General features: G+C 63.2%; 21 protein-coding genes and 1 tRNA gene. 12 read left to right on the top strand and 10 right to left on the bottom strand.

Translation table 11 applies throughout. From position 1 onward, the window contains the following. Positions 1 to 158: 158 nt before the first annotated feature. Positions 159 to 1082: a DUF1003 domain-containing protein gene (locus LB568_RS01625; RefSeq protein WP_140574223.1), complete on the top strand. Its 924-nt coding sequence runs from the start codon at positions 159 to 161 to the stop codon at positions 1080 to 1082. 251 nt (positions 1083 to 1333) lie between these two features. After that, positions 1334 to 1410 (top strand) — tRNA-Arg (locus LB568_RS01630). 293 nt (positions 1411 to 1703) lie between these two features. Here the strand turns inward: LB568_RS01630 and LB568_RS01635 are convergent. The 3 genes from LB568_RS01635 to LB568_RS01645 form a co-directional block, all read right to left on the bottom strand. Further along, positions 1704 to 3377 carry a caspase family protein gene (locus tag LB568_RS01635; protein ID WP_224728843.1) on the bottom strand — a complete coding sequence of 558 codons (1674 nt, stop codon included), beginning with the start codon at positions 3375 to 3377 and terminating at the stop codon, positions 1704 to 1706. Positions 3378 to 3412: 35 nt separating this feature from the next. Continuing rightward, positions 3413 to 3940 carry a DUF1353 domain-containing protein gene (locus LB568_RS01640; protein ID WP_013891769.1) on the bottom strand — a complete coding sequence of 176 codons (528 nt, stop codon included), beginning with the start codon at positions 3938 to 3940 and terminating at the stop codon, positions 3413 to 3415. 724 nt (positions 3941 to 4664) lie between these two features. Continuing rightward, positions 4665 to 5936 (bottom strand): flavin-dependent oxidoreductase, encoded by a 1272-nt coding sequence (locus tag LB568_RS01645; protein ID WP_224728844.1) that lies wholly within the window; start codon positions 5934 to 5936, stop codon positions 4665 to 4667. A 195-nt stretch (positions 5937 to 6131) separates the two neighbouring features. Here LB568_RS01645 and LB568_RS01650 point away from each other — a divergent pair, with 195 nt between their 5' ends. Both LB568_RS01650 and LB568_RS01655 read left to right on the top strand, forming a co-directional pair. Continuing rightward, positions 6132 to 7103, top strand: a complete 972-nt coding sequence (locus LB568_RS01650; RefSeq protein WP_224728845.1) for a GlxA family transcriptional regulator — start codon at positions 6132 to 6134, stop codon at positions 7101 to 7103. A 29-nt stretch (positions 7104 to 7132) separates the two neighbouring features. Then, positions 7133 to 7663, top strand: a complete 531-nt coding sequence (locus LB568_RS01655; RefSeq protein WP_224728846.1) for an imm11 family protein — start codon at positions 7133 to 7135, stop codon at positions 7661 to 7663. 28 nt (positions 7664 to 7691) lie between these two features. Here the strand turns inward: LB568_RS01655 and LB568_RS01660 are convergent, their stop codons facing one another. After that, a complete protein-coding gene (locus LB568_RS01660; protein WP_224728847.1) occupies positions 7692 to 8393 on the bottom strand; it encodes a haloacid dehalogenase type II in 702 nt (233 codons plus the stop codon). Positions 8394 to 8467: 74 nt separating this feature from the next. On the opposite strand from LB568_RS01660, the gene LB568_RS01665 reads away from it, so the two are divergent. Beyond that, positions 8468 to 8908 (top strand): hypothetical protein, encoded by a 441-nt coding sequence (locus LB568_RS01665; RefSeq protein WP_224728848.1) that lies wholly within the window; start codon positions 8468 to 8470, stop codon positions 8906 to 8908. Positions 8909 to 8948: 40 nt separating this feature from the next. Here the strand turns inward: LB568_RS01665 and LB568_RS01670 are convergent, their stop codons facing one another. After that, entirely contained in the window at positions 8949 to 10082 is a 1134-nt protein-coding gene (locus LB568_RS01670; protein ID WP_224728849.1) for a LacI family DNA-binding transcriptional regulator, read from the bottom strand. A 607-nt stretch (positions 10083 to 10689) separates the two neighbouring features. Here LB568_RS01670 and LB568_RS01675 point away from each other — a divergent pair. The 6 genes from LB568_RS01675 (at position 10690) to LB568_RS01700 (ending at position 16685) form a co-directional block, all read left to right on the top strand. Continuing rightward, positions 10690 to 11652 (top strand): sugar-binding protein, encoded by a 963-nt coding sequence (locus tag LB568_RS01675; RefSeq protein ID WP_013891761.1) that lies wholly within the window; start codon positions 10690 to 10692, stop codon positions 11650 to 11652. A gap of 113 nt (positions 11653 to 11765) precedes the next feature. After that, a complete protein-coding gene (locus LB568_RS01680; protein ID WP_224729480.1) occupies positions 11766 to 13304 on the top strand; it encodes a sugar ABC transporter ATP-binding protein in 1539 nt (512 codons plus the stop codon). Between the two features lie 54 nt (positions 13305 to 13358). Next, positions 13359 to 14354 carry an ABC transporter permease gene (locus tag LB568_RS01685; protein WP_023769271.1) on the top strand — a complete coding sequence of 332 codons (996 nt, stop codon included), beginning with the start codon at positions 13359 to 13361 and terminating at the stop codon, positions 14352 to 14354. Positions 14355 to 14438: 84 nt separating this feature from the next. Further along, the gene (locus LB568_RS01690; RefSeq protein ID WP_224728850.1) at positions 14439 to 15218 is read left to right on the top strand and encodes an SDR family NAD(P)-dependent oxidoreductase; all 780 of its coding nucleotides are present in this window, start codon (positions 14439 to 14441) and stop codon (positions 15216 to 15218) included. An 8-nt stretch (positions 15219 to 15226) separates the two neighbouring features. Then, positions 15227 to 15802, top strand: a complete 576-nt coding sequence (locus tag LB568_RS01695; RefSeq protein ID WP_224728851.1) for an SDR family oxidoreductase — start codon at positions 15227 to 15229, stop codon at positions 15800 to 15802. After that, positions 15786 to 16685, top strand: a complete 900-nt coding sequence (locus tag LB568_RS01700; RefSeq protein ID WP_224728852.1) for an aldose 1-epimerase — start codon at positions 15786 to 15788, stop codon at positions 16683 to 16685. Before LB568_RS01695 ends, LB568_RS01700 begins: the two co-directional genes overlap by 17 nt. Here LB568_RS01700 and LB568_RS01705 read toward each other — a convergent pair. From LB568_RS01705 to LB568_RS01720, 4 genes are all read right to left on the bottom strand, one after another. Beyond that, complete coding sequence (locus LB568_RS01705; protein ID WP_224728853.1) at positions 16682 to 17443, bottom strand: SDR family NAD(P)-dependent oxidoreductase; 762 nt, start codon at positions 17441 to 17443, stop codon at positions 16682 to 16684. The genes LB568_RS01700 and LB568_RS01705 overlap by 4 nt on opposite strands. Further along, the gene (locus LB568_RS01710; protein ID WP_224728854.1) at positions 17440 to 19002 is read right to left on the bottom strand and encodes a sugar ABC transporter ATP-binding protein; all 1563 of its coding nucleotides are present in this window, start codon (positions 19000 to 19002) and stop codon (positions 17440 to 17442) included. Before LB568_RS01710 ends, LB568_RS01705 begins: the two co-directional genes overlap by 4 nt. 53 nt (positions 19003 to 19055) lie before the next feature. Then, positions 19056 to 20030 carry a sugar ABC transporter substrate-binding protein gene (locus LB568_RS01715; RefSeq protein WP_224728855.1) on the bottom strand — a complete coding sequence of 325 codons (975 nt, stop codon included), beginning with the start codon at positions 20028 to 20030 and terminating at the stop codon, positions 19056 to 19058. A gap of 66 nt (positions 20031 to 20096) precedes the next feature. Next, a complete protein-coding gene (locus tag LB568_RS01720; protein WP_224728856.1) occupies positions 20097 to 21107 on the bottom strand; it encodes an ABC transporter permease in 1011 nt (336 codons plus the stop codon). 247 nt (positions 21108 to 21354) lie between these two features. On the opposite strand from LB568_RS01720, the gene LB568_RS01725 reads away from it, so the two are divergent. Then, a complete protein-coding gene (locus LB568_RS01725) occupies positions 21355 to 22386 on the top strand; it encodes a LacI family DNA-binding transcriptional regulator (protein WP_013891751.1) in 1032 nt (343 codons plus the stop codon). On the opposite strand, the gene LB568_RS01730 is transcribed toward LB568_RS01725, so the two are convergent. Continuing rightward, the gene (locus LB568_RS01730; RefSeq protein WP_224728857.1) at positions 22387 to 23556 is read right to left on the bottom strand and encodes a mandelate racemase/muconate lactonizing enzyme family protein; all 1170 of its coding nucleotides are present in this window, start codon (positions 23554 to 23556) and stop codon (positions 22387 to 22389) included. Positions 23557 to 23578 lie beyond the last annotated feature (22 nt).

Consider the following 23578-nt stretch of genomic DNA (forward strand, 5'->3'; position numbering starts at 1 on the left):
CCCCCCTCAACCACAAAAACACCCACAGCCGGCTATCGTTTCACGAATGTCACACAATCGTGCGGAAGCCGTGGCATAGGCTGCGGAATCCGGCGGTGGCCATGCCCCGTCGCCTCGGCGTATCCTCGACCACCAGCGCCATAGCAGGAGCCAGCACTATGAGCACCGTTCCCAAGGCATCCGAGCAGAAGGCGGCGGACAATGAGAACGACAGCGGCGGCGAATATTTCGAGGCGCCGACCATCGAAGAAGACCTGCACGGGGTTTCCGACGAGCATTTCGACACGCCCGAGGTTCCGGACTCCGAACCATCAGGCCCTGGCGCATCGCGGTTCAAGCCGAAGAAAAAACCGTCGGCGATCTCGGGCCGCAAATTCCGCAAGCGTGACCTAGTGCGCATCGACACGCTGCGCCCGAGCCTCGCCGACCGCATCCATGCTGATCATCCGGACCTGCCCAAGGGCGCCCGCATCAGCCGCGAGGAGCTCGGCCGCTACCGCATGCGCTACATGGAGGAGCTGCTGCAGCAGGAGCACGGCGAATTCTCCGAACTCGACCGCCAGGTGGTGGAATCGATCGCCCGGCAGGACACGATTTCCGAAAACTCGGAAGAAGAATTCGAGGAGCACCGCTCCTTCGCCGACCGTGTCTCCGACAACATGGCCGCCTTCGGCGGCAGCTGGTGGTTCCTGATCTCGTTTGGCAGCGTGCTTTTGATCTGGATCGGCATCAACCTGATCGCCGGCATGAGCAGCGCCTTCGACCCCTACCCCTTCATCCTCCTGAACCTCCTGCTCTCCTGCATCGCCGCCGTCCAGGCGCCGATCATCATGATGAGCCAGAAGCGCCAGGAGACCAAGGACCGCCTGCGCTCCTTCAACGACTACCGCGTCAACCTCAAAGCCGAGCTCGAAGTGCGCCATCTGCACGAAAAGCTGGACTACCTCATCTCGCGCCAATGGACGCGCCTGGCGGAGATGCAGCAGATGCAGCTCGATGCCATGCATGAGCTGACGGGTGCCAAGAAGGCGAAGCGGGCCGTGCGCGGGCGGCGGACGGTGAAGGGGGAGGGTGAGGCGTGATCCGCGAAGCGGACGAAAAGCCAATTGCTTGGCTTTTCGAACGACGAACGGTGAAGACCCGGTCCGCCTTCGGGCGGATCAAAAGGTCCAGTGGACCTTTTGAAGGGGTTGAACGCCCGAAGGGCAGGGAGCCTGCGAAGGGCAGGCCGCACAGCCAATCGCCAATTGCCCGTTGAAGCCCGCCCCGGCTTCCGCTAAGAAGCCGTGACTTGCCGGTTCGCCGGCTGGTTCGTTTTCCGGGTTCCCGGGAAGCACCCGTAGCTCAGCTGGATAGAGCGCTGCCCTCCGAAGGCAGAGGTCACAGGTTCGAATCCTGTCGGGTGCGCCAATATTTGCCTGCACGGCCCGGAGACATGAGTTACGGTTTATACCGGAGGGTAACGCTTTGTAGCGCGAGGATCTTGTAACCAGTCCTGCGCGATATCGAACCCTCGGCCCAGCGCCACCATCTTCCATCGCCAGCAGCCGGACGACGAACTTCAGCCGCTCCTCCATGACGCTACACTCCTTCCAAGGCACCTTGCTCTCCCTGCAAAGGGCCGAAAGTGTAACCCATCTATCCAGACTGAAATGTCACCCATCTCTCGGGGGCAAGTGAAGAAATCAGTTGGTTAACTTTAGTCACTCAAGCACTGGCTTGCGCGACCATTTCTCCGTCAAAACGATAGCGGAGCCGATGACAACACCGAGGACAACACCAACAGGAAGGCCATATACGGCGCCGCCGCTGGCTAGCCCAAGCAGGTTGTTCGCGTTGATTTCGAGATAGAGTTTAACTGCATCAACCACGCCAAACATATATAATGGTCCGAAAACAATGCAGGCAGCGACCCCGCCCAAGGCGAGCGCCGCGACTGCCGCGCCTGCGCTAGTTCGCACGCGGCGCGCGCTCAGCCGCTCAAAGTCAAAATTCACGATCGAAAAAATGATGATCGAAGCTCCGAGGATCGATCCGGGAAGCAAAAGGCCTGGCGTCATTTCCGGCCGATCGTGAATCTTGCCAAAATACATCGTTATCAGTGGTGCGGCGATCACCCCAGCCAGTGCTCCGCCGCAAGTGGCGCCGATTACCATACGGCGCGGCGAGCGGTCATCTGTCACATAGAAACCACTCCAACCTATCGAGGCACGTGCGAAAAAAAGGCCAAGCGCACCGAGCAGGCAAGCCGTCAATGCCGTAGCAATGGTAATTTCGAGCAACAACGCTCCAAACGGTTCCGTAGGCCTATCCCAGCCTCGATAATAGAGCAGGCTTAGGAGTAGTGATGCGGCGGATGAGCCGAGATAGCCGCCGAGCAAACCCTTCTGGGCAGCGGTCCTGAGATGCTCCACGATGGTATGAGGCGCATTGGAATCGCCTTCAAAACGTCCTCGCAACCGCGAATAGACTGTCTGTGCACCGAAGAGCAAGATGCCCAAGGATATCATAGGAAGAGCGGACGCGATCATCAGCCATGGCCATGTGCGGTTCGGCCAGGCCAGAATGAGCGAGTAAGGGATGAGTGAAAGAAATAGACCGACGAGAGCCATTAGGTTGCCTGTGAAAAGGAGGAGGCTGCCCGGATTGAAATAGAAAGGTGCCATCAGCGACGACTGGTCCCACGTGCGCTGGTTCCCGCCGGTGTGATTGAGGACATCCTGACGAATTCGACTCGTCAGGTTGGAGATCGGAAGGTCAACCGCATCGAGATACCTGACGAAACTCGCCGAGAACGGACTAAGGAGGTCGCCGGGCGATCCATCATAGGCTACCTGCCCTGGCGCGGCTGCGAAAGCGATGAACGTGTTGGTTGCGGCTTGCATCGAAGCAAGCCCGGTCGCCGGTATGGGCTGGTTGTCGATGAGTATTTCTTTGCCAACCTTGATGCCCTTGCCGCCAACAAAAACACGAGCATCTGTGTTGTTGCGGCAAGCATCTAGCAATACGATGCGTACGGCTGTTTTGCTCGTCATTTTCTCAACGATCGATTGCACGCTGACGAGTTGTGCGATTTTCTGTTCTGCGAATTGATCGAAATCAATTGGTACCATGTAGTTCTGATCGTCGATCTGAAGGCCATGGCCAGAATAATAAAGCAGAGAAACGGTCGTGGTAGGCTCATTTACCAGTGCTACGAACTTTTCGATCTGGGCCAGTGTCGTTTCAAAACTCAGATTAATACCAAGCGTCACTTGGAAGCCGAGCTCGCCAAGCGTACGACCGACCTCGGTCGCATCATTCGGTGGGCAAGCAAGCTTAAGATTGGGCGCATATGCGCCGTTGCCAATCACCAGTGCCTGGCTCATCGCGATCATCGGCATCCTCCAAAACGAACTGGACGCATAGAGCACTATTCAGGAGTGAAAACGTTCGGCTGCTGCTTCCATTGGTTCCATGTCGTCGCGACATCAGAGGGATATTTGCAGAGAACCCTGCGTTCACCGGCGTCGCGCATAGTTGCGTTAGCGTCCCAAGCTCTTCCGCCGCCCAACCGCACTGCTTGATAGATGATGAAAGCCGTGGCCGAGGACACTTTCATATCTGCCATAGCTGCCTTAAGGACTCCGTCGGCCTCTTCTCGCTTGCATGGCTGGAACCAATACAAATAATCGTGGACGATCGCCGGATAAGAATAGCGCGCCGCAGGAGGTAATCCGCTCCAGAATTCCGGCGGAATGCTGGCAAGATCTGTAACAAAGCCGGCGGGAACGCTGACCGCGACCGGTTCCATCGCGATGCCTTTATCTGCGCGCCATTCAAGTGACTTGGTCGTGTAATAATAGTCCCAATCAGCGAAGGGCACTATAGGCACCGGGGGCGATATAATATCACGAGTCGGCGTAAGCGCAATTTTCATGAACGACTTCTTGTCGGCCACTGACTTATCTCCCTATGCCGCTACCCGCCGTCCTCCAAAAAGGACTAGGCCGAATGCTCTCCACCAAATTCATCAAGAATCGACACCGAGACGTACGATTTATTGCCTCCACGCTGTGTCAGGAGAGCAATTGCGCGAGGTGGATACCTGATGGCATGGACTGTATGCTTAAACAACGAGAATACATTGTAGAAAAATATTTTGCCAGCGCAATTCGATCGAGGTATCGTGGCATCAGATATAGATCCTATCCTTGCCAAATGGGGGGATTGGCAAGCTGGTTTGCCGGTGTCTATGTGGGCCAAACCTCAGAATGCCGTGTCATCCTTTCTGGCCGGCTTTCTGGCGGGTGGTTTGGGACAGCGCCGGCCCATCGGCCGGTCGCCATATGGGTCGATGTCGTTAGCGCTGGGAAGAGGCAGACAAGGAAACATCCGGCAGCAGGTCGGCTACTTCAGCGCGTTGCGGCAGTCGATCGCGGTTTGTCGCTCTCGCAGAAATCGTGGCGATCGGTGCCATATCGCCTGATCCGTTGCGCGTCGCGCTCTAAACCCACCAAGCACGTTCATCGGAAAGGGTGAAGCGGCCTTTTCGCCAACTTCCGCCTTGCCGAGCGCCCCTTTTGTAGGATTGAGTCCAACTTGAATGGACACCGGCTTCGCCTCTTAGCGGCTGTCATGAGAAGCTGCAAAAAAGCCGAGAGCGCAAAGGTCGAACATTGGCGTCATGGCCTTAACCTACCTTTCGCCTGCTTGACCGTCCCTTGCGGATTGTCCGCGGCAAATCCGGCCAGGCTTGCATAGCCACGCACGACCCGCTGGCGTTCCTCGTAGGATGCGACGGTCTCAATGTCGTCGAAGCCGTCGGGTGCTCGGCTTTCCACGAGATCGATCACGCCTTCCGGCCCGCCCTTGCGGTTGGAATGGACGATTTGCGCCGTGTTGGGACGGCGTTCCGCGTCGTATGCCGCGAGCGCGGCCTCCACCGATCCCTGGGTCCGCAGATGTTCCGCCAGGGAGCTGGCATCGAGGATGGCCTGGCTCGCTCCGTTTGAGCCGAGGGGATACATGGGGTGGGCGGCGTCGCCCAACAGCGCGACGCGTCCGAACGACCAGCGCGGCAGCGGTTCGCGGTCGCAGTTGGGATATTCATGAAACGCACCGGTGGCGCGGATGATCTCCGACGGATCGACGTAATCCAGGTGGAAGCGGTCGCGCACGAACGGCAAGACCTCGTCGAGCTTGCCGGGCCGGCTCCAGTCGCCAAGGGTGAGCTTTCGGCTGGTTGCTTGGCGACTTCTGGCCATCACGGCCCAGTTGGTCAGGCGCATGCCCGGATTGTCGGGATCCTTTCCGATCGGATAGAACACGAACTTGGCGTGGTTGCCGCCAGCGATCGCCATGGTGCGGCCGTCCTGCCATTTCGGCCACCACGTGGCGCCGCGCCAGAGCATGACGCCGTTCCAGATCGGCGGCCCCTCGTCCGGATAGAGTTTTGCGCGCACGGTGGAGTGAATCCCATCGGCGCCGACCAGCAGATCGCCGCTCGCCTGCAAGGACTTCCCGGCTTCCGAGAGGTAAACCGTGGCCCGGCGCCCCTCCTGTTCGAAGCCGGTCACGGCGCAATTCGTGCGGATGGCGCCCGGCCCCAACCGGTCGATCACAGTCCGATGAATCAAGCCCAGCAGCGTGCCGCGATGGATGCTGAACTGCGGCACGGCATGGCCTGCCTCGATGCCGCGCAGCTCCCGCCAGACGATCTGGCCGAACCGGTTCGCATAGATCAGTTCGCGCGTGCGGATTGCGGCCGCGTCGAGTGCCTCCATCAGCCCGAGTTCGGCCAGCAGGCCGACAGCGTGCGGCAGCATGTTGATGCCGACGCCGAGTTCACGCACCGCCTCGGCGCGTTCGAAGATCTCCACCTCGATGCCGGCCCGGTGCAGGAAGAGCGCGGTCGTTAGCCCACCGATGCCGGCGCCGGCGATCAGCGCCTTCATGGTCCCGCTCCGTATTGCGGGTATTCGGGCAGCGTCCTCAGCCAAAGGCCGAGGCTTGCCGCCGGCAAGGCGATGAGGGCCAATCCAGCCCTGATGAGATTGCGCATGGGCATCCCCGATCGAGCGTAGCTCCCCTCGTCACGGTATCGAGCGCACCCTCTGGCGGGAATGACATAAACATGGCATTTTCTGCCAATGCACCATGTCACCTTCGCCGTCTATCCCGGCTTCGAGCTTCTCGACACGTCTGGGCCGATCTCGGTCTTCACCAGTGCCAATCGATCTCTGGGGTTGCGTGAAAAACCACCGTTCTACGCTGTCGACCTCGTCTCGGCCGCGGGCGGGCCGGTGACGAGCAGCAGCGGCATCGCCGTCGAGACGCAAAGCCTGGAAGAACGCGCCCGCAAGGCGGTCGACACGCTCCTTGTCGCCGGCGCGGAGCGCGAGCACCTGCTGCCGGCCCTTGCGCATTCCGCCTGGGCAGCATCGCTCCGGACGCTGGCGGGCAAGGCGCAACGGCTTGGCTCCGTCTGTTCAGGCGCGATCATCCTCGCAAGGCTCGGACTGCTCGACGGGCATCGTGTCGCCACACACTGGGATGCCTGCGCGCCGCTTGGCGCCGCCTTTCCATCCGTCACTGTCGACCCGGATTCGCTCTACGTGGTCGATGGGCGGCTGTGGACCTCAGCCGGGGTTACCACCGGCATCGACATGGCGCTCGCCATGGTCGCGCACGATCTGTCCGCCGAGATTGCCGGCGAGGTCGCCAAACGGCTCGTGCTTTATGCGCGACGCCCCGGCTACCAGTCCCAGTTCAGCCCGTTGCTTCAGGCGCAAGTGAAGGCCGATAGTCCTTTCGCCGAGCTGATCGCCTGGATACTGGCGAACCTCGGCGCATCGCTGGAAGTTCCTGTGCTGGCCGATCGCGCCGGCCTCAGCGAGCGGACGTTTCATCGCAAGTTCGTCGCGGCCACCGGCGAAACGCCGGCCCGGTTTGTCGAGACAGCGCGCCTCGATGCCGCCCGCATGCTGCTGTGCCGCGGGCTTTCGCTGAAGTCGGTCGCGGCCGAAGTCGGCTTGTCCCCGGCGACGCGCTTCTCCGAAGCCTTCGAGCGCCGCTTCGGCGTCTCGCCGCGCCTGTTTCGCGAAATGCATGCGGAATTTTGACAATTGATCGCCGGGGAGAAAAACGCGCGATGCCACTGACCGTACACAAGTTCCAAGTCGTCGAAGATCAGGAATGGATATTCCCGGCTGATGACGACGATTATGAGACCTTCTTTGCGCTGGACGGCCGCGTCATTCAGGATTGGGTCGCTCCTGTCATGAAACTGGATACGGCAGGCCGGACCTACTCCGATTTCCCGTGGCTGGGCGAACACGCGCCGATCTTGAAAAAGCCCGCCGTCCAAGCACTGGCGCCGACTCTTGGTGGGCACGGGCAGCTTCTGCCCCTAGAGGGGGAAGCAGTCTGGCTTTTCAACACCACGACCGTCCTCGACGCCCTCGATCATGAGCGGTCGCGCATCGCCTATTTCGACAATGGCGACATCCTCGACATCGAGCGTCATGTCTTCAGGACAGAGAAGATTGGAGCTGCAGAGCTCTTCAAACTGCCGATGCGGGCCTCGGCCGTCTATGTCACCGGCAGTTTCGTTGAGAAGGTCCGGAACGCCGGTCTTCGCGGTGTCTCGTTCGCCCATGTGTGGACGTCTGCGGAGAAATGAGCAGGCCGCCGATTTCCCGAACCATCCGCTAAACCCACCCAGCCTTCTGGAAAAACCCCGGCACGTCATCCAGCCCATGCGCAATCGCGTCCGGCTGATAGTCCGCCGGCGGCCGGCGCCCTGTGCCGCGATCGACCCATACCGCGCGAAAGCCGAGGTCGCGCGCGGCGGTCAGGTCGAGATGCGGGCTGGCGCAGATGTGCACCAGCTCTTCCCTGGTCACGCCAAGGGTCCGCCAGGCATGTTCGAAAATCTGTCGCGACGGCTTGTAGGCTTGCGCCTGTTGCGCCGTGATGACCCGGTCTATTGCGCCGCCCAACTGCGCGACATTGCCGGCGATGATCGCATCGTCGGTGTTCGAGATGATCGCCAGCTTGAAGCCGGCTTGCTTCAGCCGGCGCAACGTCGCGACAACTTCCGGGAAAGGCGGCATCCGCCCGATCGAAGACGTCAGCAATTCAGCGTCGCCGGCATCCGCATCCAGTGAGAAATCGCGCATCGCCAGCTGCAGCGCTTTTGTGGTCACCTCGGCGAAGGAGAGATGCGGCTTGGTATGCTCCAGCTGGTGTTCGTGCCGGTCGTAGACGGGAATGAATTCTTCCGCCTCGATCTTGCGGCCCTTGCGCCACAGGATCGTCTCCATCGCCGCCATCAGCCCTTCATCCCACTGGATCAGCGTTCCGTAGCAGTCGAAGGTAAGCCAGGTCGGGCGGGGACCGTTGAGTACCATGTCAGGGACCTTTCCGAAAACCGGCTGGGCAATCATCCCGGCTGGTCAATCATATTTGAGTAGCCTGTCGAGGAATGAAATATTCCAAACCCGCCTTTTATCCAGTCCATGGCGCCCGGATCGGTGCCCGTTCACCAATCAAGTCGCCGTCAGCCGGCATTCGCCGCCCTCACACGCTCCCGCTCCACCAGCGGGACTCCAGCTTGAAGGGCCAACCGGGAACATTATCTCCCACGGATGCGTTCATGATCCTGCAAGGGACGGATTTTTTCCGGAGGCTGACGATGCACAGCTTCGAAATGATCGATCTGCTTTGCGTGGTCGAGGCGTGCAAGCGCGATCACGCGGTTGGGAATTTCGTCTCGATGGCCGAAGGGGTGGAAGAGTTGCGGGTGCTGACCGGCGATTTCGTGTCATCGGACCACGCGGTGGCAAATGCGCTTTCGAAGGTGGCGCTTGCGCGGGGGTGCTCGGTTCTGTTCGACGAACAGGCGGGCGCTGAAATCCCCTTCTGAGGCCTGGACGGCCAAATCCTTGCGGGGAGAAGCCAGCCGCTCAGCCCCCCGCCGCCGCCCTCACGCTCTCCCGTTCCACCAGCGGGCACTCCAGCTTGGTGATGGGGTAGCGTCCCCGTCCAGGCGCCGGCGGTGCCTCCAGCTGTTCGATCGCCCACTGGCCCATCGCCATGTGCGGCAGGATCGAGGTGGTCAGCGGCGGGAACAGGTGGCGGGCGATTTCCTCGTCGTCGTAGCCGACAACGGAAATGTCCTGCGGAATGTGCAGGCCGGCCTCCTTCAGCGCTTCGTAGCAGCCGATCGCGGTGCGGTCGTTCTGGCAGAAGATGGCGGTCGGGCGGTCTTTTAGCGCGAGCAGTTTGACGGTTGCGGCATAGCCGGCGCTGGCCGACCAGTCGCCCTCGACTACCAGTTCGGCATCGAACGGGATGTCGGCGGTGGCGAGCGCGCGGCGATAGCCTTTCAGCCGGTCCTGCGCGGCCTGCATCCAGGGTTCGCCGGTGATGGTGGCGATGCGGCGGTGGCCGTGGCTGATCAGGTGGCGGGTGGAACTCTGGCCGCCGGCGATCTCGGAGGGCACCACAGCCGGGAAAGCATAGTCCGCCGTGTAGCAGTTGAGCAGGATCACCGGGATGTCGAGGCCATAGAGATAGTCTGGCGCGGTGATCTCGCGTGTGAAGATGGTCATGTAGATCAGTGCCGAAATGCCCCGCCTGGTCAGCGCCTGGATGGCGCGCGGTTCCATCACCGCGTCGCCCATGGTCTGCGCCACCAGAAGCACGTTGCCGGCGTTCCACGAGGCCTGGCGGGCGCCCTCGATGGCGACCACCGCTTCCGGGCTGGTCGCCAACTGGTCGACGGCAAAGCCGATCACCCCGTCAAGTCCATCGAAGACCGGTCCTTCGAAGACTGGCCCCTCGAAGGCGGCAATCGGCGTCTTCAGCGCCGAGAAGGCGGGCGCGCTGTAGCCGAGCGCGCGGGCGGCCTCGATCACCCGTTCGCGCGTTTGCTGCGACAGTTTTATCCCCGGCGAATTGTTGAGCACGAAGGAAACCGTCGCTTGCGAACAGCCGGCGGCCCTGGCGATGTCGGTCATGGTGACCCGGCCCTTTGGCTTCGCCGCCGCCTTGCGGCGCCGCGCCGTTTCGATAGGGCCGTCCGTCGTCTCGCTCATTGCATTCGTGTCCCCAGATCCCCGGCCTGTCCTAGCGGCGGCCTTGCCGTCCGGCAAGATGGCGCAGCGTCGACGGCTTATAGAACCGTCACTGCGTTTATATCTATTAGTAGACTGTCCGTCCATCGCCATGTGACGATGTGCATCCCGGAACGACAGGAACAGAAAGGCGTAAGCGCCCGCGCGCCAACACAGCGGTTTGTCGGCAAAGCAGCCGCGATGTCGCAACGATGGGTGCCCCAGCAAGGTCAAACTAATACTGTTTACTAATACAAAAATGCGCTGTAACGTCGATCGGTCGCGTCCAGATCCGGTTGGATCCGGAGCGGCGGGAGGTGCATGTGAACGGCCCGATGGCGAGCGGATAGTGCCCCCCCGCGAAGCTTTGTCTCGGACATGTGATATGTCAGACAAATCGGACTATTTACGAATGAGGGATGAGTCTCTAAAGTCCGTGCTCGTGGCTGGAACGACGCCATTCTTTCAGTGCCGGGTACCCTTGAGGAGGAGGGGCGTCCAAGCCGCAAGCGGCATATTCAGGTGAGCAAGCAATTCTAGTGACTAAGACCGGTCAGCCGAATGGCTGCACCAAAACGGGAGGTTGAACATGAAATCCTTGATACGCAATGCATCCGTGGCCACCGCAGCGCTGCTGCTTGGCCTTACGGCGACAGCCATCGCGCGCGCCGACGACAAGCCGACGCTGGCCTTCGTCGTCAACGGCGCTTCCGATTTCTGGAAGGCGGCCGAAGCCGGCGTCAAGAAGGCGCAGGGCGAACTGCCCGACTACACGCTCGAGCTCAAATATCCGGAACAGTCCTCGGTCGCCATCCAGCAGCGGCTGATGGACGATCTGGTGACGGCCGGCGTCAAGGGCATCATGGTCTCGGCCGTCGATCCCAAGACCTCGACCGACGGCCTGAACAAGATCGCCTCGGAGACGGCGCTGTTCACCACCGACAGTGACGCCCCGCAGACCAAGCGCGTCGCCTATATCGGCTCGTCCAACGTCGATGCCGGCAAGCAGGCTGCCGAGATCGCCAAGAAGGCGATGCCCAATGGCGGCAAGTGCTTGGGCTTCGTCGGCCTGCTCGGCGCCGACAATGCCAAGGAGCGTATCCAGGGCATGAAGGATGGTCTGGCCGGCACCAAGATCGAGCTCGTCGACGTGCGCGGCGACGACATCGATCAGGCGCGCGCCAAGAAGAATGTCGAGGACGCGCTGGTCGCCAGCCCCGACGTCACCTGCATGGTCGGCTTCTATTCCTACAACACGCCGCGCATCTATGAAGCGCTGCGCGACGCCGGCAAGCTCGGCTCGATCACCGTCGTCGGTTTCGACGACGATCCGATCACGCTGGGCGGCGTCAAGGAAGGCACCATTGCCGCCACCGTCGTGCAGCAGCCGTTCGAATGGGCCTATCAGGGCATGAAGCTGATGGCCGCCTATCTCAAGGGCGACAAGTCGGGCATCCCGGAGGGCAATTTGATCATCATCCCGACCAAGATCATCGGCAAGGATGATGTCGACGCATACGCCGCCAATCTGAAGGCGATGTCTGGAAACTAAGCCCAAGGCAGTTCAGCCGGCTCAAGTCGCTTGAGCCGGCTGTTCGCATTGACGAACCCTTCGAGGACCGTCAGTCTGCCGGGAGGCCGGCCCGCCAACTGCTGTCAGGCATGATGAATTATTCCGACACATCCATCGCCGCGAGCACCCCGTTTCTCAGCCTCGAGAACGTGCGCAAGACCTATCCGGGCGTCGTCGCGCTCGATGGTTTTTCCATGGAGGTGAGGCCGGGCGAGGTCATCGGCCTCGTCGGCGAGAACGGCGCCGGCAAATCCACCTTGATGAAGATCCTCGGCGGCGTCACCACGCCGGACACCGGTACCATCACCGTCGACGGCACCGCCCACAACAGCCTGACCGTCGAAGGCAGCCTCGGTTCGGGCATCGCCTTCGTCCACCAGGAACTCAATTTGTTCGACAATCTCGATGTCGCCGCCAACATCTTCTTCGGCCGCGAGCCGCTGCGCGCCGGGCCGCTCAGGCTCGTCGACCGCGCCCGGCTGCGCGCCATGGTGGCGCCGCTGCTCAAGCGCGTCGGCGCCAATTTCTCCGCCGACATGCAGGTCGCCGACCTGTCGCTCGCCCAGCAGCAGATGGTCGAGATCGCCAAGGCGCTGTCGATCAAGGCGCGGCTGGTCATCCTCGACGAGCCGACATCGAGCCTGCCGATCGCCGAGACCGACAAATTGCTCGACGTCATCAAGGCGCTGAAGGCCGACGGCATCAGCGTCATCTTCATTTCGCACCGCCTGCACGAGATCGAGCGCGTCGCCGACCGTGTCGTCGTGCTGCGCGACGGCATGCTGGCCGGCACGCTTCAGAAACGCGATATCAACCACGACCAGATGGTCAAGCTGATGATCGGCCGCATGCTGAAGGAACGCGAAAAGGCCTCCGAAGCAGCCCGAGCGCCCGGCGCTGTCGCCCTCGCGGCCAAGGCGGTGCGCACCCCCACCTATCCCGGCCGGCCTGTCGACCTCGACGTCAGGCGCGGTGAAATCCTTGGCCTTGCCGGTCTTGTCGGCTCCGGCCGCACCGAACTGGCGCGGGTGTTCTTCGGCATCGAAGGCAGCCTTGGCGGCACGCTCGAACTCGACGGCAAACCGCTTGTGCTGGGCTCGGCTGCCGACGCCGTCGCGCACGGCATCTTCCTGGTCCCGGAAGACCGCAAGCTGACCGGCATCCTGCTCGACCTGTCGATCGCGCAGAACATTTCGCTGCCCAATCTGCCGGGGCATGCGAAGCGTTCCCTGGTCTCGGCAAGTGCGGAAACCGCCACCGCCGAGAAGCAGAAGAAAGACCTCGGCATCAAGGCGCCTTCGGTGCAGACGCGCACCGGCACGCTGTCGGGCGGCAACCAGCAGAAGGTGGTGCTCGGCAAATGGCTGGCCATGAACCCCAAGGTGATGATTCTCGACGAGCCGACGCGCGGCATCGACATCGGCGCCAAGGCCGAGATCTACGGGCTGATGCGCGCGCTTGCCGATGCCGGCGTCGCCGTGCTGATGATCTCCAGCGACATGGAGGAGGTGATCGGCGTGTCCGATCGCATCGCCGTCATGCATGAGGGCCAGATATCCGGCATTCTCGACAAGGACCAGTTCAGCCAGGAAAACGTGCTGCTGCTGGCGGTGGGCAAGCAGCCGAAATAGTTTTTGCCGCGGCGTCGCCAGTAGAGCGCGCGGGCAGGCATTGGGGAGAAGACGATGAGCAAGAAAGATCTCGGCCTGCTGATCCTGATCCTGGTGGTCGGGGCGATCGTCGCCATCATCAATCCGCGCTTCCTCTTGCCGATCAACCTTGCCAACACCTCGAACCTGATTGGCCTGTTCGGCATCCTGTCGATCGGCCAGGCCTTCGTCATCATCACCGGCGGCATCGAACTGTCGGTCGGCTCGGTGGTCGCGTTGCTGGGAACGCTGTTCATCGACTTCATCGCCGTGCGCGATCTGGACTGGCCGCTGGCCTTCGTGCTGATCATCGCGCTCGGCGCCATCATCGGCCTGGTGCATGGCTGGCTGATCACGCGGCTCAAGCTGCAGCCCTTCGTGGTGACCTTGTGCGGCCTTCTGATCTATCGCGGCGTCGCCCGCTTCTACACCGCCGACGGCACCGCCGGCTTCGCCTTCGGCCAGAATTTCCCCGAGCTGGAATTCCTCACCGCCGGCCGCTCCTGGGGCGTGCCGAACTCCTTCATCGCGCTGATCGTCATCGCCATCGTCATGTGGGTGGTGCTGCACCGCTCGGTGTTCGGCCGCTATCTCTACGCCATCGGCAAGAATGAGGAGGCGGCGAAATATTCAGGCATCCGCACCGGCCGCATCGTCATGGCCGCCTATGTTATCTGCGGCGTGCTGACAGCCTTGTCGGCGATCTATTTCGCCATGTACACGCGCTCGATCTCGCCCGCCAGCCACGGCCAGTTCTACGAGCTCTACGCCATCGCGGCGGCAGTGCTGGGCGGCTTTTCGCTGCGCGGCGGCGAAGGCTCGCTGATCGGCGTCGTTCTCGGCACCGTGCTGCTGCAGGAGCTGCAGAACCTCGTCAACCTGCTCGGCATTCCGTCCTCCCTCAACTTCGCGGTGATGGGCGGCGTCATCCTCATCGGCGTGCTGGTCGATCAGCAATGGGGCGTGTTCAGGGCACGGCGGCTGATGGTCGAGGCCGCCCGCAAGAACGTCGCCGGCGCGCCGGCGGAATAAGCACGCGGAGCGATACCGCTGCTTGCCCGGCCCTTGAAGATATTATAATAGCATAACCCGAAGAGACTTGAGGGCGGGCGGGGCATGCGCTGCGATTTGCGAGGCAAGGTAGCGCTGGTGACAGGGGCGGCAGGGGCGATCGGCAGCTCCATCGCCAAACGACTGTCCGACAATGGCGCCGCGGTCGTCGTCGCCGACATCGACGGCGAGGGCGCAAGCCAGGTCGCGGCCGGTTTGAACAATGCGATGGCCTGCACCACCGACATCCGTGACATCGCCTCGGTCGACGGCGCGATCGCCGCGATCATGGAGCGGCACGGCCGTCTCGACATCCTCGTCAACAATGCCGGTGTCAACACGCTGGCGCACCGCGTCACATTGGATGAATTTCCATCGCAGGAATGGGATCGCATCACCGGCATCGACCTCGACGGCCTCTACATCATGAGCCGGGCGGCATTGGCGCCCATGCTTGCCGCCGGCAGGGGCGGGCGCATCGTCAACATCGCCTCGGTCGTCGGCCTCGCCGCCATGCGGCTGCAGAGCCCGTTCGTCGCCGCCAAGGCCGCCATCATCCATTTGACGCGCTCGATGGCGATCGAGTTGGGCGCCAAGGGCATCCTGACCAACGCCGTTGCCCCGGGCTCTGTGATGACGGCGCTGACGGCAAAACTGTTCTACGGCGACGACGGCAAGTTCGCCGGCCGCACGCAGGAATTCCTCGCCCATGTGCCGCTCGGCCGGCCCGCCGAGCCGCGGGAGATCGCCGAGGCGGTGCTGTTCCTGGCCTCGCCGGCCGCCAGTTACGTCAACGGCCAGGTGCTGGCCGTCGATGGCGGCTGGACGGCGGGATACATGATGTGAGCGGCGCCATGGACATCGAACTCGCGGGCGCCACTGTCGCGCTCGATGGTGAAACCAACCCCATCGTCGATGCGGTGCTCGCCGCGTTGCGCGCGTGTGACGGCACCATCGTCGAAGCGACGCAACCCGCCGACATCCTGCTGATCTCCAATCCGCTGCGTCCGGGAACGACGGCCCAGGATCCGCGCTTCCTGCATGCCGATGCGCGCAAGGCGGCGGTGGCCATGGCCGAGCGCGGCGGCCGCATCGTCTTCCTGGTCTCCGCGGTCGCCGGCATGCCGATGCGCCGCCATCCGCGTTTTTCCATGGAAAATGCCTCTATCCTGGCAGGCATGCGCACTCTGGCCATGGAGTTCGGGCCGAAGGTGCTGGTCAACGCCGTCGGTTTCGGCGCCATCGAGGACACCACCATCATCTCCGGCGACAAGGCGATGCTCAGCCACACCCCGGTCGGCCGCGCCGGCAGCATCGAGGAAGCGGTTGCCGCCGTGCTGTTCTTCTGCGATCCAATGAACACCTATACGACGGGCCAGATGCTGGGTGTCGATGGTGGATGGATGGCAGGCTATGGGCGCAATTTCTGAACCGCTGACGCTGAAAGCCGGGGCGCTCGAGGTCGGGCTCGTGCCGCATATCGGCGGCTCCGTGAGTGCGCTACGCTGGGGCGGCATCGATCTCATGCGCCTTCTATCGGATGCCGATCTCGATGCCGGCAACGTGCTTGGCGTCGCCATGTTTCCGATGACGCCCTACGCCAATCGCATCGCCGGAAACGCATTCGAATTCGGCGGAAAACGCTGGCAGGTCCTGCCCAACAATCCGCCCGAAAAATTCAACGTCCATGGCAGCGGCTGGCAACATGCCTGGACGGTCACCGAGGCGGGGACCGCCGACGCCACCCTGTCGCTGGACATCGCCGCTGGAGCCGACCCCTATTCCTACCGCGCGACGCAGGCATTCTCGGTTTCCGGGGAAGGCCTCGGCGTGACCATGACAATGACCAACACCGGACTGGTTCCCCTGCCGTTCGGCTTTGGTCTGCATCCCTGGTTCGATCGCGATCCGGACGTAACATTGCAATTCGAGGGCAAGCGCTTCTACCTTGAAGAGCCAGACGGCATTTCAGGCGACCCGGTCACGCTGCCGCCCGAACTCGACTTCGCCGAGGCGCGGCCCTTGCCGGGCGGCTGGCGCAACAACGACTATGGCGGTTGGGGCGGCGAGGCGACGATCCGCTTTCCATCGCGCGGCGCGGGACTGTGCATCAAGGCCGACCCGGTCTTCAAGCATTTGATGCTCTATGCCGATCCGGCCAAACCCTATTTCTGCGTCGAGCCGCAAACCAACGCTTCGGGTGCGTTCAACCGGGGTCGGTGGGACGATCCGGAAGAGGGCGTGGTCGTGCTGGCTCCGGGCGAAAGTGCCGCCGGCGCCGTTTCGTTCATGCCCTTCGCGCTTTCACCCTAAAGCAGCCGCGCCAGCAGGCCGCCATCCACTTGCATGGCGCTGCCGGTGACGAAGGAAGCGGCGTCGGAGATCAGGAAGCCGATCGCCGTCGCGATCTCGGCCGGGTTGGCAATGCGGGCGATCCGGTTGGGCTCGAAGGACAGGCCCAGCGCTTCCGCGCCGCCGGCCGCCTCGAGCCCGTCCAGCGTCATCCTCGTGGCGACGGAACCGACCAGCACGGCGTTGACGCGGATGCGGTCGACGGCATAGTCGAGCGCCATCTGCCGCGACAGGCCGACCACCGCCGCCTTCGTTGCGGCATAGGCGGGCACGCCGGGAACCGTGGCGTCGGCATGCACCGAGGCGATGTTGACGATCGAGCCGCCGCCGGCCGCCCGCAGCAGCGGCAAGCTTGCCCGGCAGACGCGAAAAATGGCCGTCAGGTTGACGGCGATGGTCCTGTCCCAGTCCTCGTCGGAAAGTTCTTCGAGCCGCTTGCCGGTGGGGTAGATGCCGGCGCAATTGACGACCGCGTCGAGCCCGCCAAACCGCTCTTTCGCCGCCGAAACGGCCGCCTGGACATCGTCCTCGCGGGTGAGGTCGCTCTCGCGGAAGCTCAATTGGCTTTCGGCGTGACGGGCGGCAAGCGCCTTTCCCTCTTCGCCGTCCAGCCCGGCGCCGAACACCTTGGCGCCTTCAGCGGCAAGATACTCCGCCGTCGCCCGGCCGATCCCGGTCGCCGCACCGGTGACGAAAACGCGTTTGCCGGCAAACATCATGGTGAGCCCCGTGCGGCCATGGCGTGGCGTTCCGCTTGCGCTGCCGTCACCGCGCGCAGCACGCGGTCCTCGCCGCCTTCACCGCGGCTGAATTCGTCGACGATGCTGCCGTCGGCGACGACCAAGCAGCGGTCGCAAAGGCCGATCAGCTCTTCGAGTTCCGACGCAACGATGATGAGGGCGACTCCCTTCTCGGCCAGCTCGACCACGAGCTTGTAGATTTCGTGCCGGGTTGCGGCGTCGACGCCCTTGGTCGGCTCATCGAGCAGCAGCACTTTCGGCGCCCGCATCAAAACGCGGGCAAACAGCAGCTTCTGCTGGTTGCCGCCCGACAGATGGGTGACCGCAGCCTGGGGCGATGATGCCTTGACGTTGAGCGCGCGCATGGCGGCGAGGATCGAACCGCGCTCGAGCCCGCCGCGCACCATGCCGTGCCGCGACAGGGGCGCAAGGTTGCCGATGGTGATGTTGGCGCCGACCGGCAGGTTGAACAGCAGGCCGTCACGCTTGCGGTCTTCGGTCAGCAGCGCGATGCCAACCGCGCGGGCGTCGCTTGGCGACCTGATCGATACGGCTTGTCCGGCGACGCGGATTTCGCCCTCGGCGGGCACGCGGCCGTAGATGCCATGCAGGATCTCGCTGCGGCCGGAACCAAGCAGCCCCGCCAGCCCGACGATCTCGCCGGCGGCCACCGAGAGGGCGATATCCCTCGCGCCGTGGACGGCGCCGCTGTGACCGGCGACGGTAAGACTGCGAACCTCCAGCACGGTCGGCGCGCCCACGGGCGCCGCGTGCTCTGGAAACAGCCGCTGCAGCCGCTGGCCCGACATCGAGAAGATGAAAGTCTCGGCATCAAAATCGTCTCTTGCGATCCGCACCGCCACTTGCCCGTCGCGCAGCACGGTGGCGCGATCGCAGATGGCGAGCACCTCCGGCAGGCGATGGGTGATGTAGATCATCGCCACGCCTTGCGCTTTCAGGCGCCGCAGCACGCTGAACAGTGCATCGACTTCGGTGCCCGACAGCGAGGCGGTCGGTTCGTCCAGCATCAGCACGCGCGGCTTCAGTACGATGGCGCGCGCGATCATCACCAGATGGCGCTGCGCCGAGGTCAGAGACGCGACATAGGCCGTGGGATTGATGGCGATGCCAAGCTCGGCAAAGATTTCGCCGGCGCGCTGTTCGAGCTTGCGCTGGTGGACCAGCACGCCGTCGCCGAGCCCGGTGCGGCCGGCAAAGACATTCTCTGCCACCGAAAGCTGTTCGAGCACCTCGATCTCCTGCGGCACGTAGCCGACGCCGTTCGACCGCGCATCGGCGGGCGAGGCAAAACTGACCGCCTGGCCGTCGAGCTTGATAGTGCCTGAGTAGGAGCCGGCCGGATGCACGCCATTGAGGATCTTGACCAGCGTCGACTTGCCAGCGCCGTTCTGGCCAAGCAAGGCATGAATCTCGCCCGGGACGACATCGAAATCGACGCCGCGCAACGCCTGCACGCCGCCAAAATTCTTGGCGATCGCGGTGGCTGAAAACAGCGGCTCTTGGCTGGCGTCGGACAATGACGATCCCCCTGGAAGGTGCCGGGCCCGCAGGGCAGGCCCGGCGGCAGGCGTTACTGGCCGGCGCTGTCCAGCATCTTGTAATAGGGTTCGAGGTCGCCTGATGTGATCACCTTCGCCGGCAACGGATTGCTGTAGGGTACGGTCTTGCCCTGGGCGAGGTCGCCGAGCAGCTCGGCGACCTTGGCGCTTTCTTCGTAGAGCGGCTGCGCGACAATGCCGTAGGCGGCGCCCGACTTCACCAGATCGAGGTTCTGCCTGATGTAATCCATGCCGATGATGACGACGTCGCGCCCGGCCTTGCGGGCGGCACCCGACCAGGTCTGGATGCTGTTGCCGGTGGTGCCGAAGGCGGCGGTCACGTCAGGATTGCCTTGCAGGATCGCAACGGCCTTGGCCTCCGCCGCCGAGGGCTCGAAACCCTCCATCTGGGTGTCCAGGACCTTGATGCCGGGATACTTCGCCGCGATGGTCTTGCGGAAGGCATCCGACATGGCGTTCTCGGTGTCGTTGGAAGCGCCCTGCGTCAGCGCCACGGTGCCTTTGCCGCCGAGCTTGTCGCCGATGGCGATCGCGGCATTGGTCCCGGCCTCGGCGATGTTCTCGCCGGTTGCCGCCTTCAGGCCGTTGACGGTGCCTTCCGGCGGCAGGACATGCCAGGTGACGATCGGGAACCCTTCCTTGGCAAGTTTGGAGATGTAGGAATAGATTGCCGGATCCGGGCCGTAGACGCCGATGGCATCGTATTTGGTGCGGGCCAGGGCGGCTTCGGCAAGCGGCAAGGTCGCTGGAATGTCCCAGTTGGTGGCGCTCGGATCACCGACCACCTCGCAGGTGTAGCCGAGTTCCTTGCACCTATTCAGGAAGCCCGCCTGCATCAGCCGGTGTACGGGATGATCCTTCATCGCCTGCACCCAGAGCAGGTGGACGTCCGCCGCCCGGGCCAGGCCCGCTGAGCCCAGCGACGTGGCAACGGCCGCCGCCACCAATGCGGCGCCGACCAGCCCTTTTTTCAAGTCGATTTTCATGTCCTTCCTCCCTTCGTCGGCCGGCGTTTTTTGCCGGCGCAATATGTCTGCTTTCTCTTGCGGCCTTCAGGCGCCGGCAATGAAATAGCGGCGGCGCACGATGTCGAGGCCGACGGCCATGACCATGATCACGCCGACCGCGATCTGCTGCCAGTTGGAGTTGACGCCGATGACGACGAGGCCGCTCTGCACCACCTTCAGCATCAGGATGCCGACGACGCCGCCGGCCACCGTGCCGGCCCCGCCGAACAGGCTGACGCCGCCGACCACGACGCCGGCGATGACGGTCAGTTCCCAGCCGCTGCCGATCGAGGTGCCGCCGCTGCCGAGGTCGGCCATGACGAACATGCCGGCGATCGCCGACAGCGCGCCGACCGTGATGAAGGCGCCGATCTTGTAGGCATTGGTGTTGATGCCAACGAGATGCGCCACTTCCTTGTTGCCGCCGGTGGCATACATGTTGCGCCCGAGCACGGTGCGCCGCAGCACGAAGTCGGCGGCGATGGCGGCGATGATGAAGAAGGCAAAGCTCCAGCCGAGCCCGAAGGCGAGATCGGTGCCGCCGATCGTGTTGATCGCTTCCGGCAGCGGGTAGACCGGATAGCCGCCGGTCACCACCTGGATCAGGCCCTGGCCGATGAACAGCATGCCGAGCGTCTGGATGAAGGCGGGGATGCCGAGCCTGACGACGATCAGGCCATTGAGAAGGCCGATCAGCGCGCCGACAGCGATGCCGCCGAGGATGCCGACGGTTACCGGCAGGGCGGCCGCGGTCATCAGCTTGGCGGCGACCACTGCGGACAGCCCGGCCACCGAACCGACGGACAGGTCGAACTCGCCGGCGACCAGCAGAATGGTCTGGCCGATGGCGATGATGCCGACGAACGACACGACGTTGAGAATAGCGCGGATGTTGCGCTCGGACAGGAAAGCCGGTTCCAGCAGCCAGAAGAACGCGATCAGCAACGCCATCGCCGCCAGCACGCCGACCTCGCCGACGGCAATGAAGCCGATCAATCGCCGCCTGAATGATTGCGCATCCCGGGGCGGCGAGCTCACGTCAGCCGCGCTGTTCATCCTGACCTCCCTCGCGGCGCTTGTTGCCGGCTCTCTCGGCCGGCTCCACTCACCCTCGCCGTTGCCGACGCTCTCCTCTTGGCCATTAAGATTATAATATTATAACTTGTCAACGTCGAAGTTTTGGATCGCGGGGATAGCGCTGCCCGTCGCTGGAAAGCAGCCGCCGCAACCGCTATGAATGGGCCGATGCCGCGCCACCGTTGGGACATTGTCTTGCCGGGTCGCGCCCTCTTGGAGCACGGTGATGACCGATAGACCGCCGGCGGGCGAAAAGAAGCCGCAGCGCCTCGGCGTCCGCGAGATCGCCAAGCGCGTCGGCGTGGCACCGATGACGGTATCGCGCGCGCTGTCCAATCCCGACATGGTCTCGCCGGAGACGCGCGCCAAGGTTCTCGAGGCCATCGAGGAGGCCGGTTTCGTGCCCAACCGGCTGGCCTCCAGCATGCGCGGGAATGGCCGCATGATCGGCACCGTAGTGCCGCCGCTGATCAATTCGGGTATCGCCGAACAGGTGCAAGGCATGTCCGACGAATGCCACGAGAGCGGCTATTCTATGCTCCTGGTCCAGGGCGAGTTCACGCAGGAAGCCGAGGAGAAATCGATCCGCAATCTGCTTGGCTGGCGCCCGGTCGGCATGATCCTGCAAAGCTTCGTGCAGAGCGAGGCTGCCCGCGCATTGCTGAAGACCAGCGGCGCCCCGGTGGTCGAAATCTCCGAGATCAAGGGCCGCAAGCCGATCGACATGGTGGTCGGCGTCTCCAATTTCGAGACCGCCTACGCCATGACCATGCATTTGGCCGCCAAGGGCTACAAGCGCATCGGCTTCGTCTCGACGCCGATCCATGGCAACGACCGGCTGCAGCAGCGCCGCACCGGCTACCATGCGGCACTCACCGAGCTTGGTTTCAAGAACCATGCCGACATGGAGGTCGAGGTGCCGATCACCGCGCAGGGCGGCGCCGAGGCCTTGATCACATTGACCTCCCGCCACAGGGATATCGACGCCATCTTCTTTTCCAGTGACACGCTGGCGGTCGGCGCCGTGCAGGAATGCCACCGGCGACGCTGGGCAGTGCCGGGCAAGATCGCGATTGCCGGCTACGGCGACATGGATCTGGCGGCCCAGCTCTATCCGCCGCTGACAACGGTCAAGGTCAATCGCTACGAGATGGGCCGCCGCGCCGTGCGGCAATTACTGGCAAGGCTCGGCGGCGACACCAAGGTGCCGACCATCACCAGCCTCGGCTTCGAGATCGTCGACCGCGAGAGTGCTTGATCAGGGCTTCTCTTCCCGCCGCCCAAGCCGTTTCTCCCAGCCTTCGGCATGGACGTTGAGATAGGCGTCGGGATCGTAGGGATGATCCTTGATCGCCTCGATGTTGAGATCGATGCCGAGCCCCGGAGCGTCAGGCAGCGAAAGGTGGCCATTGTCCGGATTGACGGTTGGATGCCAGGTCACGAGGTCGCGCGTCCAAGGGTCGTTGAAGGCGTCGAAATGTTCCTGGATGAGGAAGTTCGGCACCGCCGCCGCAAGCTGCAGGCACACCGCCGTCGCCACCGGGCCGCCGCTCTGGTGCGGGGCGATATGGCTGCCATGGGCGAGCGCCAAATTGGCCACCTGCATCGACGGCCCGATGCCGCCGAGCGACATCGGCTCGGGCTGGAAGATGTTGACGCCGCCGCCGGCGGCCAGCATGTAGAACTGCCCGACCGTGTCGTACATCTCGCCGGTCGCCACCGGGATCGGCGAGCGATGCGCCACTTCGTGCACCGTCTCCTGCCGGTCGCGCGAGGTCGGCTCCTCCCACCAGTAGATGTCGAGATCGGCGAACCTCTGCGCCGCCTGCAGCGCGGCGATCTCGGTGAAGCGCGCATGGACGTCGATCAGGATCAGCGTGTCCTTGGGCAGCTTGTCGCGCAGCGTCCGGCAGATCGCGTAGGAGAGATCCAGTTCCTCGCGTGAGATAAAGCCTTGCGCGGTGCCGAACGGATCGAGCTTGAACGCCTTGAAGCCTTTCGCCAGCACCGCCTTCGCAGCTTCGAGAAAAGCTTCGGGCGAGCGCTCGGTCCGGTACCAGCCATTGGCGTAGCCAAGCACGCTGTCACGCACCTGGCCGCCAAGCAGTTGATGGATCGGCACGCCGAGGCTTTTGCCCAGAATGTCCCAGCAGGCGACCTCGATCGCCGCGATCACCGTGCGGTGGATATGGCCGCCGTCGAGCGAGACACTGTCCAGCATGCGCTTGGCCAGTGCATTGATGCGGCGCGGATCCTGGCCGATGGCGAGATGCTTGAGCTCGTGCACGCCGGCTTCGGTGGTCTTGATGAAACCGTTCAGCGTGCCTTCCCCGATCCCGTGGACGCCCTTGTCGGTATGGACTTTGACGAAAAGCCAGTTTTTCCAGCCGGCGCCGACCGCGAAGGTCTCGATCTCGGTGATTTTCATCGCGAAACTCTAGCTATCTTTT

This window comes from Mesorhizobium sp. B263B2A (assembly GCF_020165775.1).
In the GTDB taxonomy this organism is placed as follows: Bacteria; Pseudomonadota; Alphaproteobacteria; order Rhizobiales; family Rhizobiaceae; genus Mesorhizobium; species Mesorhizobium opportunistum.

Coding starts and splice junctions, on each gene's coding strand:
- LB568_RS01645 (WP_224728844.1), bottom strand. CDS start 5,936: ATGAAGGCGCTGATCGCCGGCGCCGGCATCGGTGGGCTAACGACCGCG.
- LB568_RS01655 (WP_224728846.1), top strand. CDS start 7,133: ATGCCACTGACCGTACACAAGTTCCAAGTCGTCGAAGATCAGGAATGG.
- LB568_RS01670 (WP_224728849.1), bottom strand. CDS start 10,082: ATGAGCGAGACGACGGACGGCCCTATCGAAACGGCGCGGCGCCGCAAG.
- LB568_RS01635 (WP_224728843.1), bottom strand. CDS start 3,377: ATGATCGCGATGAGCCAGGCACTGGTGATTGGCAACGGCGCATATGCG.
- LB568_RS01690 (WP_224728850.1), top strand. CDS start 14,439: ATGCGCTGCGATTTGCGAGGCAAGGTAGCGCTGGTGACAGGGGCGGCA.
- LB568_RS01730 (WP_224728857.1), bottom strand. CDS start 23,556: ATGAAAATCACCGAGATCGAGACCTTCGCGGTCGGCGCCGGCTGGAAA.
- LB568_RS01685 (WP_023769271.1), top strand. CDS start 13,359: ATGAGCAAGAAAGATCTCGGCCTGCTGATCCTGATCCTGGTGGTCGGG.
- LB568_RS01695 (WP_224728851.1), top strand. CDS start 15,227: ATGGACATCGAACTCGCGGGCGCCACTGTCGCGCTCGATGGTGAAACC.
- LB568_RS01715 (WP_224728855.1), bottom strand. CDS start 20,030: ATGAAAATCGACTTGAAAAAAGGGCTGGTCGGCGCCGCATTGGTGGCG.
- LB568_RS01720 (WP_224728856.1), bottom strand. CDS start 21,107: ATGAACAGCGCGGCTGACGTGAGCTCGCCGCCCCGGGATGCGCAATCA.
- LB568_RS01650 (WP_224728845.1), top strand. CDS start 6,132: ATGCACCATGTCACCTTCGCCGTCTATCCCGGCTTCGAGCTTCTCGAC.
- LB568_RS01675 (WP_013891761.1), top strand. CDS start 10,690: ATGAAATCCTTGATACGCAATGCATCCGTGGCCACCGCAGCGCTGCTG.
- LB568_RS01625 (WP_140574223.1), top strand. CDS start 159: ATGAGCACCGTTCCCAAGGCATCCGAGCAGAAGGCGGCGGACAATGAG.
- LB568_RS01665 (WP_224728848.1), top strand. CDS start 8,468: ATGAAATATTCCAAACCCGCCTTTTATCCAGTCCATGGCGCCCGGATC.
- LB568_RS01660 (WP_224728847.1), bottom strand. CDS start 8,393: ATGGTACTCAACGGTCCCCGCCCGACCTGGCTTACCTTCGACTGCTAC.
- LB568_RS01705 (WP_224728853.1), bottom strand. CDS start 17,443: ATGATGTTTGCCGGCAAACGCGTTTTCGTCACCGGTGCGGCGACCGGG.
- LB568_RS01725 (WP_013891751.1), top strand. CDS start 21,355: ATGACCGATAGACCGCCGGCGGGCGAAAAGAAGCCGCAGCGCCTCGGC.
- LB568_RS01700 (WP_224728852.1), top strand. CDS start 15,786: ATGGGCGCAATTTCTGAACCGCTGACGCTGAAAGCCGGGGCGCTCGAG.
- LB568_RS01680 (WP_224729480.1), top strand. CDS start 11,766: ATGAATTATTCCGACACATCCATCGCCGCGAGCACCCCGTTTCTCAGC.